Consider the following 13411-nt stretch of genomic DNA (forward strand, 5'->3'; position numbering starts at 1 on the left):
CCTACAGGTGGTAGGTCCTGCACACAGACCACTAGGTTCGGCACCCCGGCTACGGCATACTCGGCGCTCAATTATCCGGATCCCGCTATGCGCCCACTCGCTCCTCTTGCCCTTGCCCTGTTGCTCACCGCTTGCGGAGACGGCGAATCGCTGTTGCCGCCCGATGCGCGCCTGCCCGATGGCGGCCGTTACCGTGGCGATGTGGTCAACGGTTTGCTGCAAGGCCAAGGTCGTGTGGACTACCCCAATGGCAGTTGGTACGCCGGCCAGTTCGACAAAGGCCAGTGGCACGGCCAGGGCGAATGGCATGGCAGCAATGGCGAAGTCTATAAAGGCGAATTCAAGCAGGGCCTGTTTGATGGCCAGGGTAGCCTGACCACCTCGGGCAGCAGCTACGTGGGCGGTTTCAAGAACGGTCGACGCAACGGCGAAGGCACCCTCAAAGAAGGGCAGATGACTTATCGCGGCGAATTCCAGGACGACCAGTACTCAGGCCTCGGCCGCCTGGAACTGGCCGACGGCAGCCAGTACCAGGGCCAGTTCGCCCACGGCAAGCCCAATGGCGAAGGCCAGCGCAATGACGACAGCGGCAACCAGTTCAGCGGCCGCTTTGTCGACGGCCAACTGGAAGGCAATGGCACTTTCAATAGCGCCGAAGGCGATATCTATGTCGGCCAGTTCAAACAGAACCAGCTCAATGGCAAAGGTCGCTACGAGAACGCCGACGGCGATGTGTGGATCGGCCAGTTCAAGGAAGGCGCGCTGACCGGCAAAGGCGAATTGATCGGGGTCGATGGCAGCCACTATGTCGGCCAGTTCAGTGACTGGCGCTTTACCGGCGAAGGGCGCCTGAACCTCACCGATGGCAGTTTCTATATCGGTGGCTTCGACAGCGACAACTATCAAGGCCGTGGCACGCTGGTACTCACCGACGGCACCGTGCAGTCCGGCACGTGGGTCAACGGCCTGCGCGTGCGCGATGCCGAGGGCAAGCTGCTGCCCGACCCTCTGGAGACCGGCATACTGGCTCAAGGCCGCTTGCTCGATGACGCCCTGGCGACAGTGCCCGCGTCCACTTCGGCCGTCGAGCTGTACACCTTGGTGCTGGCGGGCGACGGCAAGCAAAGCGTGTTCCTGCGCGAGGCCGATTACGTCAGCAACCTGCTCGCCACCCGCTTCGGCGCGCGCGGGCAGGTGCGCCTGGTCAATCACCGCGACCATATCGCCGACCGCCCCCTGGCCACCCGTGAAAGCCTGCGCCGCTCGGTGCAAACCCTGGCCGAACGGACCGGGCCGGAAGACCTGGTGTTCATTTACATGACCAGCCATGGCACCCATGAGCATGAGCTGGTGCTCGACCAACCGCGCATGGAACTGGCCGACCTGCCCGCCGACGAGCTGGCCGCCGTGCTCGCACCGCTGAAAAACCGCGACAAGGTCATCGTGATCTCCGCATGTTACTCCGGCGGCTTCATACCGGCGCTCAAAGATGAGCGCACCCTGATCATGACCGCCTCCCGTGCAGACCGCGTGTCATTCGGCTGCTCGGAAGAAGCAGACTTTACATACTTCGGTGATGCCCTTTTCGCACAAGCTTTCAACCAGACGGACGATTTGCAACACGCCTTCAAACTGGCACAACTGCACGTGGCCGAACGCGAACAGGCGGACAATTTCGAAGCCTCCGAACCGCAGATCTGGGCCCCTAAAGGCGTGATCGCCCATTGGCAATTATTACGCAAACAGCAGGCACGAAAGGCGCTCGAAAGCGTCTCAATGAATAGCAAGGAAGCCAAAGGCAACTAAGCTGTAACGTGTAACAAGGGGGAAACACCATGTACCTGACACCGCAGCATATCTTGCTGGCCGGGGCTTCCGGCCTCACTGGCGAACACCTGCTCGACCGCCTGCTCAACGAACCCACCGTGACCCGCGTGCTGGCACCCAGCCGCAAACCCTTGGCTGAACATCCACGCCTGGAAAACCCGGTGGGCGACCCGGCGGTGTTCCTGCCGCAACTGAGCGGCCGCGTGGATATTGCCTTCTGCTGCCTGGGCACCACGATCAAAAAGGCCGGCTCGGAAGCGGCGTTCCGTGCGGTCGACCTGGACATGGTGGTGGCCTTCGCCAAGCGCGCGCGGGAACTGGGCGCGCGGCATCTGATCGTGATCAGTGCGATTGGCGCCGACCCGAAATCCTCGGTGTTCTACAACCGGGTCAAGGGGGAAATGGAACTGGCGCTGAAAGCGCAAGACTGGCCGCAGTTGACCATCGTACGTCCATCGCTGCTGCTCGGGGAGCGGCTGGAACCGCGCCTGGCCGAGCAGCTGGCCGGGCCGCTGTCACGGCTGATTCCCGGTAAGTACCACGGTATTGAAGTCTGCGAACTGGCCCGCGCCATGTGGCGCCTGGCGCTGGAAGAACAGGATGGCGTGCGGGTGGTGGAGTCGGACGAGTTGCGCAAGCTCGGCAAGTAATGAGGCAGGGCTGGTACTGGCCTCATCGCAGCATAGGTATCCACACAACTTTGTAGGCTGTAGCCGCCGACGGTAACCACGATGCGAAGCGAGCCGCTCTTGATCTTGATCTTGATCTGCTTTTGATCTCAGGCGCCCCGTTAAACCACGCTGGCCGGAATTCGACAGGGATTTGGGGGGTAAACCGGCAGGGATGCCGGTTTAGCCGCCCCGCGCCATGGATGGCGCGTGGCGGCGGCCCCCCAAATCACTGGCGGATTACGGGTACACCGAGCCTGGGCGAGGTGCCGAGTGGTGGGGCAAGAGCCTTTTGGTTACTTTTGGCTGGGCCGGCATTCCGGCTCTTTTCAAAAGTGACCCGCTGTAAAAGCGGAACCAATAGCAGCCATTACCGCAGGAACGGATATGTACGCGGTCTGACCCGAGATCCTGGTCGGCTTTAAGGCCGCCTTCGCAGCGATGCGGCGACCCGACAAGCCAGCTCCCACATTTGGAATGCATTCCCCTGTAGGAATGGACTGCAGCCCTCATATCTGGAATGCAATCCCCCTGTGGGGATGGACTGCAGTCCTGATATTTGGAATGCGATCCCCCTGTGGGAGCCGGGCTTGCCCGCGATGCGGCCGGCCCAGACAACTACTATCTACAGCCCACCCGTCGCGTTGAAGCCCACCCCCAGCACCGTCAACACCGACAGTGGCAACAACAAGGTATCGAGCAACGCGCTGGCCGGCAGGTCGAGATGGGGATAGCTCGGGGCCTCGGCACCAAAGCGGTCCTTGGCGCAGCAGCCGCCATTGATTGCGTACAGATCCAGGCGTGTGCCGGCATACACCACCGGGGCACCCGGTTGCGCGGCATCCAGCGTGCGCGCGGTGGCACAGCCGGCGAGTTGCAGCGCCATCAACAGCAGCAGCAGTGCTTTATTCATCGCCGCCCAGATGGTGCTCGCCCCAACGCGGCAGCATGTCCTGAGGAATGTTCAACAGGTTGAGAATGCGCGCCACCACAAAGTCCACCAGGTCATCGATGGTCTGCGGCTGGTGATAGAAGCCTGGCGACGCGGGCAGAATAGTCACGCCCATGTTCGACAACTTGAGCATGTGCTCCAGATGAATACTCGAATACGGCGCTTCGCGCGGCACCAGAATCAACTGGCGGCGCTCCTTCAAGGTCACATCCGCCGCCCGTTCGATCAGGTTGTTGCAGGCGCCCGTGGCAATCGCCGACAAGGTACCGGTAGAACACGGCACCACCACCATCGCCGCTGGCGCACCGGAGCCTGAGGCTACCGGTGACATCCAGTCCTCTTTGCCGTAGACCTTGATCTGCCCCGCCGCTGCGCCGGTGTACTCGGTGAGGAATGCCTGCATCATCTGCACCTTGGAAGGCAGAGCGACATCGGTCTCAGTCGCCAGCACCAATTGCGCCGCCTTGGAGATCAGAAAATGCACCTCACGGTCTTCACGCACCAGGCAGTCGAGCAGGCGCAGGCCATAGGGCGCACCGGATGCGCCAGTCATCGCCAGGGTGATGCGTTCCGGCCCGCTCATTTCAGTGCCTCGGCCAGCTTGCCGTGCAGGCCGCCAAAGCCGCCGTTGCTCATGACCACCACGTGGGTGCCGGGCTGGGCCAAGGATCTCACATGCTCAATGATGCCTTCCAACGAATCGCAGACTGTGGAGGGCACGGTGCATAGCGCAGCAATCGCGGGCAGATCCCAGCCGAGGTTGGCCGGCGCATACCACACCACCTGGTCGGCATCGTTGACGCTCTCGGGCAGGCCATCACGGTGCGCGCCCAGCTTCATGGAGTTGGAGCGCGGCTCGACGATGGCAATAATCTGCGCATCGCCGACGCGCTTGCGCAGGCCATCCAGGGTGGTGGCAATTGCGGTCGGGTGGTGGGCAAAGTCGTCGTAGATGGTAATTCCATTTACTTCAGCGACTTTCTCCATGCGCCGCTTCACACTCTTGAACGCGCTCAAGGCGGCAATGCCCATGGCTGGCACCACGCCAACATGCCGGGCGGCAGCCAGGCTCACCAAGGCGTTGGCCACGTTGTGTTGGCCGGTCATGCCCCAATCGACGATGCCTTGGGCCTGGCCTTCAAACAGCACTTCAAACCGCGAACCGTCTTCGCTGAGCAACCTCGCCTGCCACTGCCCGCCCGCGCCGGTAGTTTGCACCGGCGTCCAGCAGCCCATGTCGATCACACGCTGCAACGCAGGCTCGGTGGTGGGATGAATGACAAGGCCCTCACTTGGGATAGTGCGAACCAAGTGGTGGAACTGGCGCTCAATCGCCGGCAGATCTGGAAAGATATCCGCGTGATCGAACTCAAGGTTATTCAGGATCGCCGTGCGTGGGCGGTAATGGACGAACTTGGAGCGCTTGTCGAAAAAGGCGCTGTCGTACTCATCGGCCTCGATCACAAAAAACGGCGTCTCCCCCAGGCGCGCCGACACCGAGAAGTTCTGCGGCACACCGCCAATCAGGAAGCCCGGGCTCATGCCCGCATGCTCCAGTACCCAGGCCAGCATGCTGCTGGTGGTGGTCTTGCCGTGAGTGCCGGCCACTGCCAGGACCCAACGGCCCTGCAGCACATGGTCAGCCAGCCACTGAGGGCCGGAGACGTAAGGCAAGCCTTTGTTCAGTACGTATTCCACCGCCGGGTTTCCCCGAGACATGGCGTTGCCGATGACGACCAGGTCCGGCACCGGGTCGAATTGCGAAGGATCGTAACCTTGGGTCAGCTCAATCCCTTGCGCCTGTAGCTGCGTGCTCATGGGTGGATAAACATTGGCATCGGAGCCTGTTACGTGATGGCCCAGCTCTTTGGCCAGAACCGCCATCGAGCCCATGAACGTACCGCAGATACCCAGAATATGAATGTGCATAGTCGACCTCGTAAACATCGAGGCAGGTTAGCGTAGGGTGGAAAAGTTCGCACGCTTTAGCTGAGCGCGAAACGCTCGCCGGTAGGATCCGACGGGCACAAGGGAGGTCTTGAACCGTGCTGCCGGCGTTTTTAAGCTCAGCGTCTTTCAAGGTAGCGCGTGAGACAAAAAACGAGCAGTTCGCAATAACCAAGTTACTCCGACAGCGCCCCTTACTGCATGGCGTCCCGTGAAATGCCATGTTTGCGTAACTTGCGGTACAGCGTATTGCGACTGACCCCCAACTGTTCAGCCACATGGCTCATATGCCAGCGCTGCTGCGCCAACGCGTTGAGCAATGCCTGGCGCTCGGCGTTCTCCAGCGGCGAGGCGCACGGCGCATCCACCCTCGCCCCTTGCGGCTGCGCTTGGCGAATCAGTGCCGGCAAGTCTTCAAGACCGACTCGCCCGCCCTCACAGAGCGCCACTACCGTACGCAACACCGTACGCAACTGCCGCAGGTTGCCGGGCCATTGGAATGCTAACAAGGCTCGGCGCGCAGGTTCGTCCAGCATCACCTGCTCGGTGCCCGCTTCCTGGGCCAGGAGGAAGTCCAACAGTTGCGACTTGTCACTGCGTTCGCGCAACGGCGGCAGGGCCACTTCCAAGCCGTTCAAGCGGTAATACAGGTCTTCGCGAAAGCTGCCATCGGCCACGCGCTCTAGCAAATTACGGTGCGTGGCGCTGATGATGCGCACGTTCACCGCTTGAGGTTCGCCGCCGATAGGCACCACCAGGCGATCCTCCAGTACCCGTAACAGGCGGGTTTGCAACGCCAGGGGCATGTCGCCGATTTCATCGAGAAACAGCGTGCCGCCGTCGGCCTGTTGCAGCTTGCCGCGCATGCCTTCTTTAAGCGCGCCGGTGAAACTGCCGGCGCGATAGCCAAATAATTCGCTCTCGATCAGGTTTTCTGGAATCGCCGCACAGTTCAGCGCAACAAAGGCCTTATCGCCCCGCTGGCTAGCCTGGTGCACGGCCTTGGCGAAGGCTTCTTTACCGCAGCCGGTTTCGCCGTTGATCAGCAAAGGCACATCGCGCTCGAACACTCGCGAGGCCTTGCGTAGCTCATTTTGCAACGCCGGGTCGCCCACGCAGATACCCAAAGGCCGTGGCGCCTGCGGCTTGATGACGGGCACCGGCACACTGCGCGGCTGGCCTCGCAGCGCTGCAAACAGAGGCCGACCATCGCGGGTGCGCAGCGGCCAACTGGCCGTGGCATTTGCGCTGGCCCGACCCAGCAACTGATCCAGGGAGCAGTCGAAAAAGGCTTCCACCGGCTGGCCCACCAAGCCGCCGCGTAGCTGCCCCAACAGGTTCAGAGCGCTCTGGTTGACCGCACAAATGCGCCCTTCACCATCGAACGCCAGCAAGCCTTCGCTGAATAACCCGACCGACTCGGCCTGCAGATGGAAACGCAACAGCCAGTGGTGTTCGAAGTGGCGCAGGAAGTAGCAACTTTCGATCATCTTGGCCGACAGGTTCACCAGCGCCATGGTGTGGAACTGGCTCTGGCGCGACACGGCTTCGCGGGCCGAGGACACATCCAGCACCGCCAGCAATTCACCATGAGGATCGAACACGGGGCTCGCCGAACAGGTCAGCCCGGTATGACGGCCGCGAAAATGCTCGTCACGGTGGATCGTCAACGACTGCCGTTCCACCAGGCAGGTGCCGATGCCGTTGGTGCCTTCGCAGGCTTCGCTCCAGTCAGCGCCCAGCCATAAGCCGGCACGCTCGAAGATCTTGCGCTCGGACGGCGCGGTGACACAGTTGAGGATCACCCCCCGCGCATCGGTGAGCAGCACCGCATGACCGGCGCCGGAGAGTTGCTGGTGCAGGCTGTTCATTTCGCTGCCGGCGATGTGCAGCACTTGGCGCAGGCGTTCGCGACTTTCCAGCAGGCGCCCGTGCTCGAGCACGGTGGGCGCGATGGTCAGCGCCGGGTCGAGGTGGTAATCCTCCACGCAGCGCAGCCAGGAACGGGCTATGGACGGGTCGCTGCCAGGCCCTTGGGAAAGCTCTTGGCCACGGGTGACGGTCAAGACTTGCTGGGCATGGCGACTGAAATGATCGTTATGCATGTTCTTATTATTCTCCCTGCGTGAGAACGCCCAGCATCCCCCAGCCATCCGGCCATTGCAATCCCGGCCCGCCCCACCGGTCACAGGCTGTACCGTTTGTGGCACAAACTGTCACCTTGCCTGTATCACTCCCGTCACGGCAAAGCCTTGCAACAAAGCCCAACCTCTTGATTCTGCTGGCCCGCACGGCGATGGCCCAACCTTTGCTCTACGCTTTATAACGCGCTCGCAGCGCTGTACTCCAATAAACATAAAAGCAGGAGATGCCCACCATGCGTTATGCACACCCCGGTACTGAAGGCGCCATCGTTTCGTTCAAGGCCAAGTACGGTAACTACATCGGCGGCGAATTCGTGGCTCCGGTCGATGGCAACTATTTCTCCAACACCTCGCCGGTCAACGGCAAGCCGATTGCCGACTTCCCGCGCTCCACCGCCAAAGACATCGACAAGGCGCTGGACGCCGCCCACGCAGCCGCCGATGCCTGGGGCAAAACCTCGGCCCAGGACCGCTCGCTGGTCCTGCTGAAGATTGCCGACCGTATCGAGCAAAACCTCGAACTGCTGGCCATCACCGAAACCTGGGACAACGGCAAGGCCGTGCGTGAAACCCTCAACGCCGACATCCCCCTGGCCGCCGACCACTTCCGCTACTTCGCCGGCTGCATCCGCGCCCAGGAAGGCAGCAGCGCGGAAATCAACGAACTCACCGCCGCCTATCACTTCCACGAGCCGCTGGGCGTGGTCGGCCAGATCATCCCGTGGAACTTCCCGCTGCTGATGGCCGCGTGGAAACTCGCACCGGCCCTGGCCGCCGGTAACTGCGTGGTGCTCAAGCCCGCCGAGCAAACGCCGCTGGGCATCAGCGTGCTGATGGAGCTGATCGGCGACTTGCTGCCACCGGGCGTGCTGAACGTGGTGCACGGTTTCGGCAAGGAAGCTGGCGAAGCCCTTGCCACCAGCAAGCGCATCGCCAAGATCGCCTTTACCGGTTCAACACCTGTGGGCTCGCACATCATGCATGCCGCGGCCGAGAACATCATTCCGTCCACGGTCGAGCTGGGCGGCAAGTCGCCGAACATCTTCTTCGCCGACATCATGAAAGCCGAACCTGCATTTATCGAAAAAGCCGCCGAAGGCCTGGTGCTGGCGTTCTTCAACCAGGGCGAAGTGTGCACCTGCCCTTCCCGCGCTCTGGTGGAAGAGTCGATCTACGACGACTTCATGAAAGTGGTGATGAAGAAGGTCGAGTCGATCAAGCGTGGCGACCCGCTGGACACCGACACCATGGTCGGCGCCCAAGCGTCCGAGCAGCAGTTCGACAAGATCCTGTCCTACCTGGAAATCGCCAAGGGCGAAGGCGCGCAATTGCTCACGGGCGGCAAGGTCGAGAAGCTCACGGGCGACCTGGCCACCGGTTATTACATCCAGCCGACCCTGCTCAAGGGCACCAACGACATGCGCGTGTTCCAGGAAGAAATCTTCGGCCCGGTGGTGAGCATCACCACCTTCAAGGACGAAGCCGAAGCCCTGGCAATTGCCAACGACACCGAGTTCGGCCTGGGCGCCGGTCTGTGGACCCGCGACATCAACCGCGCCTACCGCATGGGCCGGGCGATCAAGGCCGGTCGCGTGTGGACCAACTGCTACCACCTGTACCCGGCGCATGCCGCGTTTGGCGGTTACAAGAAGTCTGGCGTGGGCCGTGAAACCCACAAAATGATGTTGGATCACTACCAGCAGACCAAGAACTTGCTGGTGAGCTACGACATTAATCCGTTGGGCTTTTTCTAACTTAGCCTTGTAGCAAGCAACCCGCTCCCAACTTGAAATGCAACCAGGTGTGGGAGCTGGCTTGCCTTAATGCCAGTCAGTTAAGGCTTTTTTGTAGGAGCGAGCTTGCTCGCGAAAAACTCAAAGGCGCCGCGTTCATTCAGCAAGCACGCGTTATCGTTGACGTTTTTCGCGAGCAAGCTCGCTCCTACAGAAGGCGATGACCGCTTAACTGACTGGCATTATGGCTTGCCAGCTCCCACATTTGATATCACAAGCAATTGCTACCTCGTTCGGCACAAAGACGCCGAGTCAAAAACAATAAGAATGGAAGGTACTTCCCATGCCTAGCGAACCCACTGGTTCTTCTGTCGACTTCGAAAAAGTCGGCACCGATTATTTTCAACAACGCGAACTGAAAAAAGGCGCCGCCGGCTGGGTACTACTGGTTGGCCTTGGCGTCGCCTATGTTATTTCCGGCGATTACGCCGGCTGGAACTTCGGCCTGGCCCAGGGCGGCTGGGGCGGCATGTTCCTCGCCACTTTGCTGATGGCCACCATGTACCTGTGCATGTGCTTTTCCCTGGCCGAGTTGTCTTCGATGATCCCCACTGCCGGCGGTGGCTACGGTTTTGCCCGCAGTGCCTTTGGCCCCTGGGGCGGGTTCCTCACTGGCACTGCCATCCTTATCGAATACGCCATCGCTCCCGCCGCCATCGCGGTGTTTATCGGCGCCTATTGCGAGTCGCTGTTCGGGATTGGCGGCTGGATGATTTACCTGGCGTTCTACATCATCTTTATCGGCATCCACATCTTTGGTGTGGGTGAAGCCTTGAAGCTGATGTTTGTGATCACCGCCGTCGCCGCGATTGCCCTGGGCGTGTTCCTGGTGTCGATGGTGCCGCACTTCAACGTCGCCAACCTGCTGGATATTCCGATGACCGAGGCCAAGGGCGCGAGCAGCTTCCTGCCGTTCGGCTACGTCGGCGTGTGGGCGGCGATTCCTTATGCCATCTGGTTTTTCCTGGCGGTGGAAGGCGTGCCCCTGGCGGCTGAAGAAACCAAGAATCCCAAGCGCGACCTGCCGCGCGGACTGATTGGCGCGATTGTGGTGCTGACCAGTTTTGCCCTGTTGATCCTGGTGATCGCGCCGGGCGGAGCGGGGACTTACGCGCTGATCAAATCCGGCAACCCGCTGGTTGAAGCCTTGGCGTTGTCCTACGGCGGTTCCACCTGGATGGGCAGCTTCGTCAACCTGGTCGGCCTGGCCGGTTTGATCGCGAGCTTTTTCTCGATTATCTACGCCTATTCGCGGCAGATCTTTGCCTTGTCCCGTGCCGGTTACCTGCCGCGCAAATTGTCCGAGACCAACAAGAGCAAGGCGCCAGTATTGGCACTGGTGATCCCCGGGATTATCGGGTTTGGCCTGTCGCTGACCGGCCAGGGTGACTTGCTGATCCTGGTAGCGGTGTTTGGCGCCACCATTTCCTACGTGTTGATGATGGCCGCCCACATCACCCTGCGCATCCGTCGCCCTAAAATGGAGCGGCCATACCGCACGCCGGGGGGCATCTTCACCTCAGGCGTGGCGCTGGTACTGGCTTGCGTGGCCGTGGTGGCGGGCTTTCTGGTGGACCCGCGCGTGGTGATTGGCGCGGCGATCATCTATGGAGTATTAATTGCTTACTTTGCTTTCTACAGCCGGCATCACTTGGTAGCAGGCACGCCGGAAGAGGAATTCGCGGCGATCCAGGCCGCAGAGGCCGCCCTGCACTAACTGCCGAAAACCTCGACGCGGCGCCTTGCCCACAGCAGGCCCGCGTCATCAAGGAGACACTGTATGGCAAGCTTTTCCCACGCGGTGGGTGCTCAAACCTACCGCTTCGACAGCCTCAAGGACGTGATGGCCAAGGCCAGCCCCGCACGCTCCGGGGACTTCCTCGCCGGTGTCGCCGCCCAGAATGACGGCGAACGTGTGGCGGCGCAGATGGCGCTGGCGAATATCCCGCTCAAACACTTCCTGCAGGAAGCACTGATTCCTTATGAAAGCGATGAAGTCACCCGGCTGATCATCGACACCCACGATAAACAGGCGTTTGCAGCGGTCAGCCACCTCACCGTCGGCGGCCTGCGCGACTGGCTGCTCAGCGACGCGGCCGATGAACAGGCCCTACGCGCATTGGCGCCAGGGCTGACACCGGAAATGGCCGCGGCCGTGTCCAAGATCATGCGCGTGCAAGACTTGGTGCTGGTGGCGCAGAAGATCCGCGTGGTCACCCAGTTTCGCGGCACCCTGGGCCTGCGCGGGCGCTTGTCCACGCGCTTGCAGCCCAACCACCCCACCGATGAACCGGCCGGCATCGCCGCGAGCATTCTTGACGGCCTGCTCTACGGCAACGGCGACGCAATGATCGGTATCAACCCGGCCACCGACAGCATCGCCTCAATCTGCGCCATGCTCGAGATGCTGGACGCGATCATCCAGCGCTACGAAATCCCCACCCAGGCCTGCGTGCTGACCCACGTCACCACCTCCATCGAAGCGATCAACCGCGGCGTACCGCTGGACCTGGTGTTTCAGTCAATTGCCGGTACCGAAGCGGCCAATGCCAGTTTCGGGATCAACCTGAACGTGCTGCAGGAAGGTTACGACGCGGGCTTAAGCCTCAAGCGCGGCACCCTGGGCCAGAACCTGATGTACTTCGAAACCGGCCAGGGCAGCGCCTTGTCGGCCAATGCGCACTTTGGCGTCGACCAGCAAACCTGTGAAACCCGTGCCTACGCCGTGGCGCGGCACTTCAAGCCGTTTCTGGTGAACACCGTGGTCGGTTTTATCGGCCCGGAGTACCTGTACAACGGCAAGCAGATTATCCGCGCCGGCCTGGAAGACCACTTCTGCGGCAAGCTGCTCGGCGTACCCATGGGTTGCGACATCTGCTACACCAACCACGCCGAAGCCGACCAGGACGACATGGACACCCTGCTGACCCTGCTCGGCGTGGCCGGCATCAACTTCATCATGGGCATCCCCGGCTCTGACGACATCATGCTCAACTACCAGACCACCTCGTTCCACGACGCTCTGTACGCGCGGCAAACATTGGGTTTAAAGCCGGCGCCGGAGTTCGAGCAGTGGCTGGCGAAAATGGGCATCTTCACGCAGGCCGATGGCAAGGTGCACTTTGGCAACAGCCTGCCACCGGCCTTTCGTCACGCCTTGGCGCAATTGGGATGAAGGAGCCGACTGTGCATCCAGAATTGCCTGACAACCCGTGGCTGGAACTGCGCCGCCTGACCCCGGCGCGTATTGCCCTGGGCCGCACCGGCACCAGCCTTCCCACCAGCGCCCAACTGGACTTCCAGTTTGCCCACGCCCAGGCGCGGGACGCGGTGCACCTGCCCTTCGATCACGCCGGGCTCAGCCACCAACTGGCCGAACGTGGCCGAGACAGCCTGTTGTTGCACAGCGCCGCCACGGACCGGCACATCTACCTGCAACGCCCGGACCTTGGGCGACGCCTGAGTGATGAGTCGGCACAAACACTGCGCGACTACGCCTCGGCCCAGCCCGGTGGTGTGGACTTGGCCATCGTGGTGGCCGATGGCCTGTCGGCACTGGCCGTGCATAAACATACAGCGCCGTTTCTGGCGCGCCTGGAAGAACAGACCCACGCCGAAGGCTGGTCCTTGTCACCGGTGATCCTGGTGGAGCAAGGCCGCGTGGCGGTAGCCGATGAAATCGGGCAGCTACTGGGCGCCAAGATGGTGGTGATCCTGATCGGCGAACGGCCGGGGCTCAGCTCGCCGGACAGCCTGGGCCTGTATTTCACCTACAACCCCAAGGTCGGCCTCACCGATGCCTATCGCAACTGCATCTCCAATGTGCGGCTGGAGGGCTTGAGTTATGGCATGGCGGCCCATCGCCTGCTGTACTTGATGCGAGAGGCGTGTCGTCGGCAACTGTCGGGAGTCAATCTCAAGGATGAGGCACAGGTTCAGACCCTCGAATCCGACGACCCGGACCTGATGAAAGGTAATTTCCTGCTCAGCCCGGCGGATGACCGATAGCGGCACGATTGCGCTTTTTGGCGTCATTAGGCAGCATCGGGTCACGGCCGCTCGTGTGGTCATACCCCATTT

At 61.5% G+C, this 13411-nt stretch carries 10 protein-coding genes; 6 read left to right on the forward strand and 4 right to left on the reverse strand.

Annotated elements, in window-relative coordinates; genetic code table 11:
* The first annotated feature begins 87 nt into the window (after positions 1–87).
* Positions 88–1806 carry a C13 family peptidase gene (locus BUE92_RS11155; protein WP_073523699.1) on the forward strand — a complete coding sequence of 573 codons (1719 nt, stop codon included), beginning with the start codon at positions 88–90 and terminating at the stop codon, positions 1804–1806.
* 29 nt (positions 1807–1835) lie between these two features.
* Complete coding sequence (locus BUE92_RS11160; RefSeq protein WP_073523701.1) at positions 1836–2477, forward strand: oxidoreductase; 642 nt, start codon at positions 1836–1838, stop codon at positions 2475–2477.
* 643 nt (positions 2478–3120) lie between these two features.
* Here the strand turns inward: BUE92_RS11160 and BUE92_RS11170 are convergent.
* From BUE92_RS11170 to BUE92_RS11185, 4 genes are all read right to left on the reverse strand, one after another.
* Positions 3121–3408 (reverse strand): YceK/YidQ family lipoprotein, encoded by a 288-nt coding sequence (locus tag BUE92_RS11170; RefSeq protein WP_073523702.1) that lies wholly within the window; start codon positions 3406–3408, stop codon positions 3121–3123.
* Positions 3401–4030: a flavin prenyltransferase UbiX gene (gene ubiX, locus BUE92_RS11175; RefSeq protein WP_032895136.1), complete on the reverse strand. Its 630-nt coding sequence runs from the start codon at positions 4028–4030 to the stop codon at positions 3401–3403. The genes BUE92_RS11170 and ubiX overlap by 8 nt, the downstream gene beginning before the upstream one ends.
* Entirely contained in the window at positions 4027–5376 is a 1350-nt protein-coding gene (gene mpl / locus BUE92_RS11180) for a UDP-N-acetylmuramate:L-alanyl-gamma-D-glutamyl-meso-diaminopimelate ligase (protein ID WP_073523703.1), read from the reverse strand. The genes ubiX and mpl overlap by 4 nt, the downstream gene beginning before the upstream one ends.
* 212 nt (positions 5377–5588) lie before the next feature.
* Complete coding sequence (locus BUE92_RS11185) at positions 5589–7499, reverse strand: sigma-54-dependent Fis family transcriptional regulator (protein ID WP_073523704.1); 1911 nt, start codon at positions 7497–7499, stop codon at positions 5589–5591.
* Between the two features lie 272 nt (positions 7500–7771).
* Here BUE92_RS11185 and exaC point away from each other — a divergent pair, with 272 nt between their 5' ends.
* The 4 genes from exaC (at position 7772) to eutC (ending at position 13339) form a co-directional block, all read left to right on the forward strand.
* Positions 7772–9292, forward strand: coding sequence for an acetaldehyde dehydrogenase ExaC (exaC, locus tag BUE92_RS11190; RefSeq protein WP_005791797.1), 1521 nt, complete (start codon positions 7772–7774; stop codon positions 9290–9292).
* Positions 9293–9614: 322 nt separating this feature from the next.
* On the forward strand, positions 9615–11048 hold the full coding sequence (gene eat, locus BUE92_RS11195; protein ID WP_073523705.1) for an ethanolamine permease: 1434 nt from the start codon (positions 9615–9617) through the stop codon (positions 11046–11048).
* A 63-nt stretch (positions 11049–11111) separates the two neighbouring features.
* Positions 11112–12506, forward strand: coding sequence for an ethanolamine ammonia-lyase subunit EutB (locus BUE92_RS11200; protein ID WP_003194516.1), 1395 nt, complete (start codon positions 11112–11114; stop codon positions 12504–12506).
* Positions 12503–13339 carry an ethanolamine ammonia-lyase subunit EutC gene (gene eutC, locus BUE92_RS11205; protein ID WP_073523707.1) on the forward strand — a complete coding sequence of 279 codons (837 nt, stop codon included), beginning with the start codon at positions 12503–12505 and terminating at the stop codon, positions 13337–13339. The genes BUE92_RS11200 and eutC overlap by 4 nt, the downstream gene beginning before the upstream one ends.
* Positions 13340–13411 lie beyond the last annotated feature (72 nt).

Source organism: Pseudomonas fluorescens, assembly GCF_001902145.1.
Taxonomy (GTDB): Bacteria; Pseudomonadota; Gammaproteobacteria; order Pseudomonadales; family Pseudomonadaceae; genus Aquipseudomonas; species Aquipseudomonas fluorescens_BV.

What these genes read in the sequence shown, in the direction of transcription:
- BUE92_RS11155 (WP_073523699.1), top strand. Translation starts at nt 88, where the DNA reads ATGCGCCCACTCGCTCCTCTTGCCCTTGCCCTGTTGCTCACCGCTTGC.
- BUE92_RS11160 (WP_073523701.1), top strand. Translation starts at nt 1,836, where the DNA reads ATGTACCTGACACCGCAGCATATCTTGCTGGCCGGGGCTTCCGGCCTC.
- BUE92_RS11170 (WP_073523702.1), bottom strand. Translation starts at nt 3,408, where the DNA reads ATGAATAAAGCACTGCTGCTGCTGTTGATGGCGCTGCAACTCGCCGGC.
- ubiX (WP_032895136.1), bottom strand. Translation starts at nt 4,030, where the DNA reads ATGAGCGGGCCGGAACGCATCACCCTGGCGATGACTGGCGCATCCGGT.
- mpl (WP_073523703.1), bottom strand. Translation starts at nt 5,376, where the DNA reads ATGCACATTCATATTCTGGGTATCTGCGGTACGTTCATGGGCTCGATG.
- BUE92_RS11185 (WP_073523704.1), bottom strand. Translation starts at nt 7,499, where the DNA reads ATGCATAACGATCATTTCAGTCGCCATGCCCAGCAAGTCTTGACCGTC.
- exaC (WP_005791797.1), top strand. Translation starts at nt 7,772, where the DNA reads ATGCGTTATGCACACCCCGGTACTGAAGGCGCCATCGTTTCGTTCAAG.
- eat (WP_073523705.1), top strand. Translation starts at nt 9,615, where the DNA reads ATGCCTAGCGAACCCACTGGTTCTTCTGTCGACTTCGAAAAAGTCGGC.
- BUE92_RS11200 (WP_003194516.1), top strand. Translation starts at nt 11,112, where the DNA reads ATGGCAAGCTTTTCCCACGCGGTGGGTGCTCAAACCTACCGCTTCGAC.
- eutC (WP_073523707.1), top strand. Translation starts at nt 12,503, where the DNA reads ATGAAGGAGCCGACTGTGCATCCAGAATTGCCTGACAACCCGTGGCTG.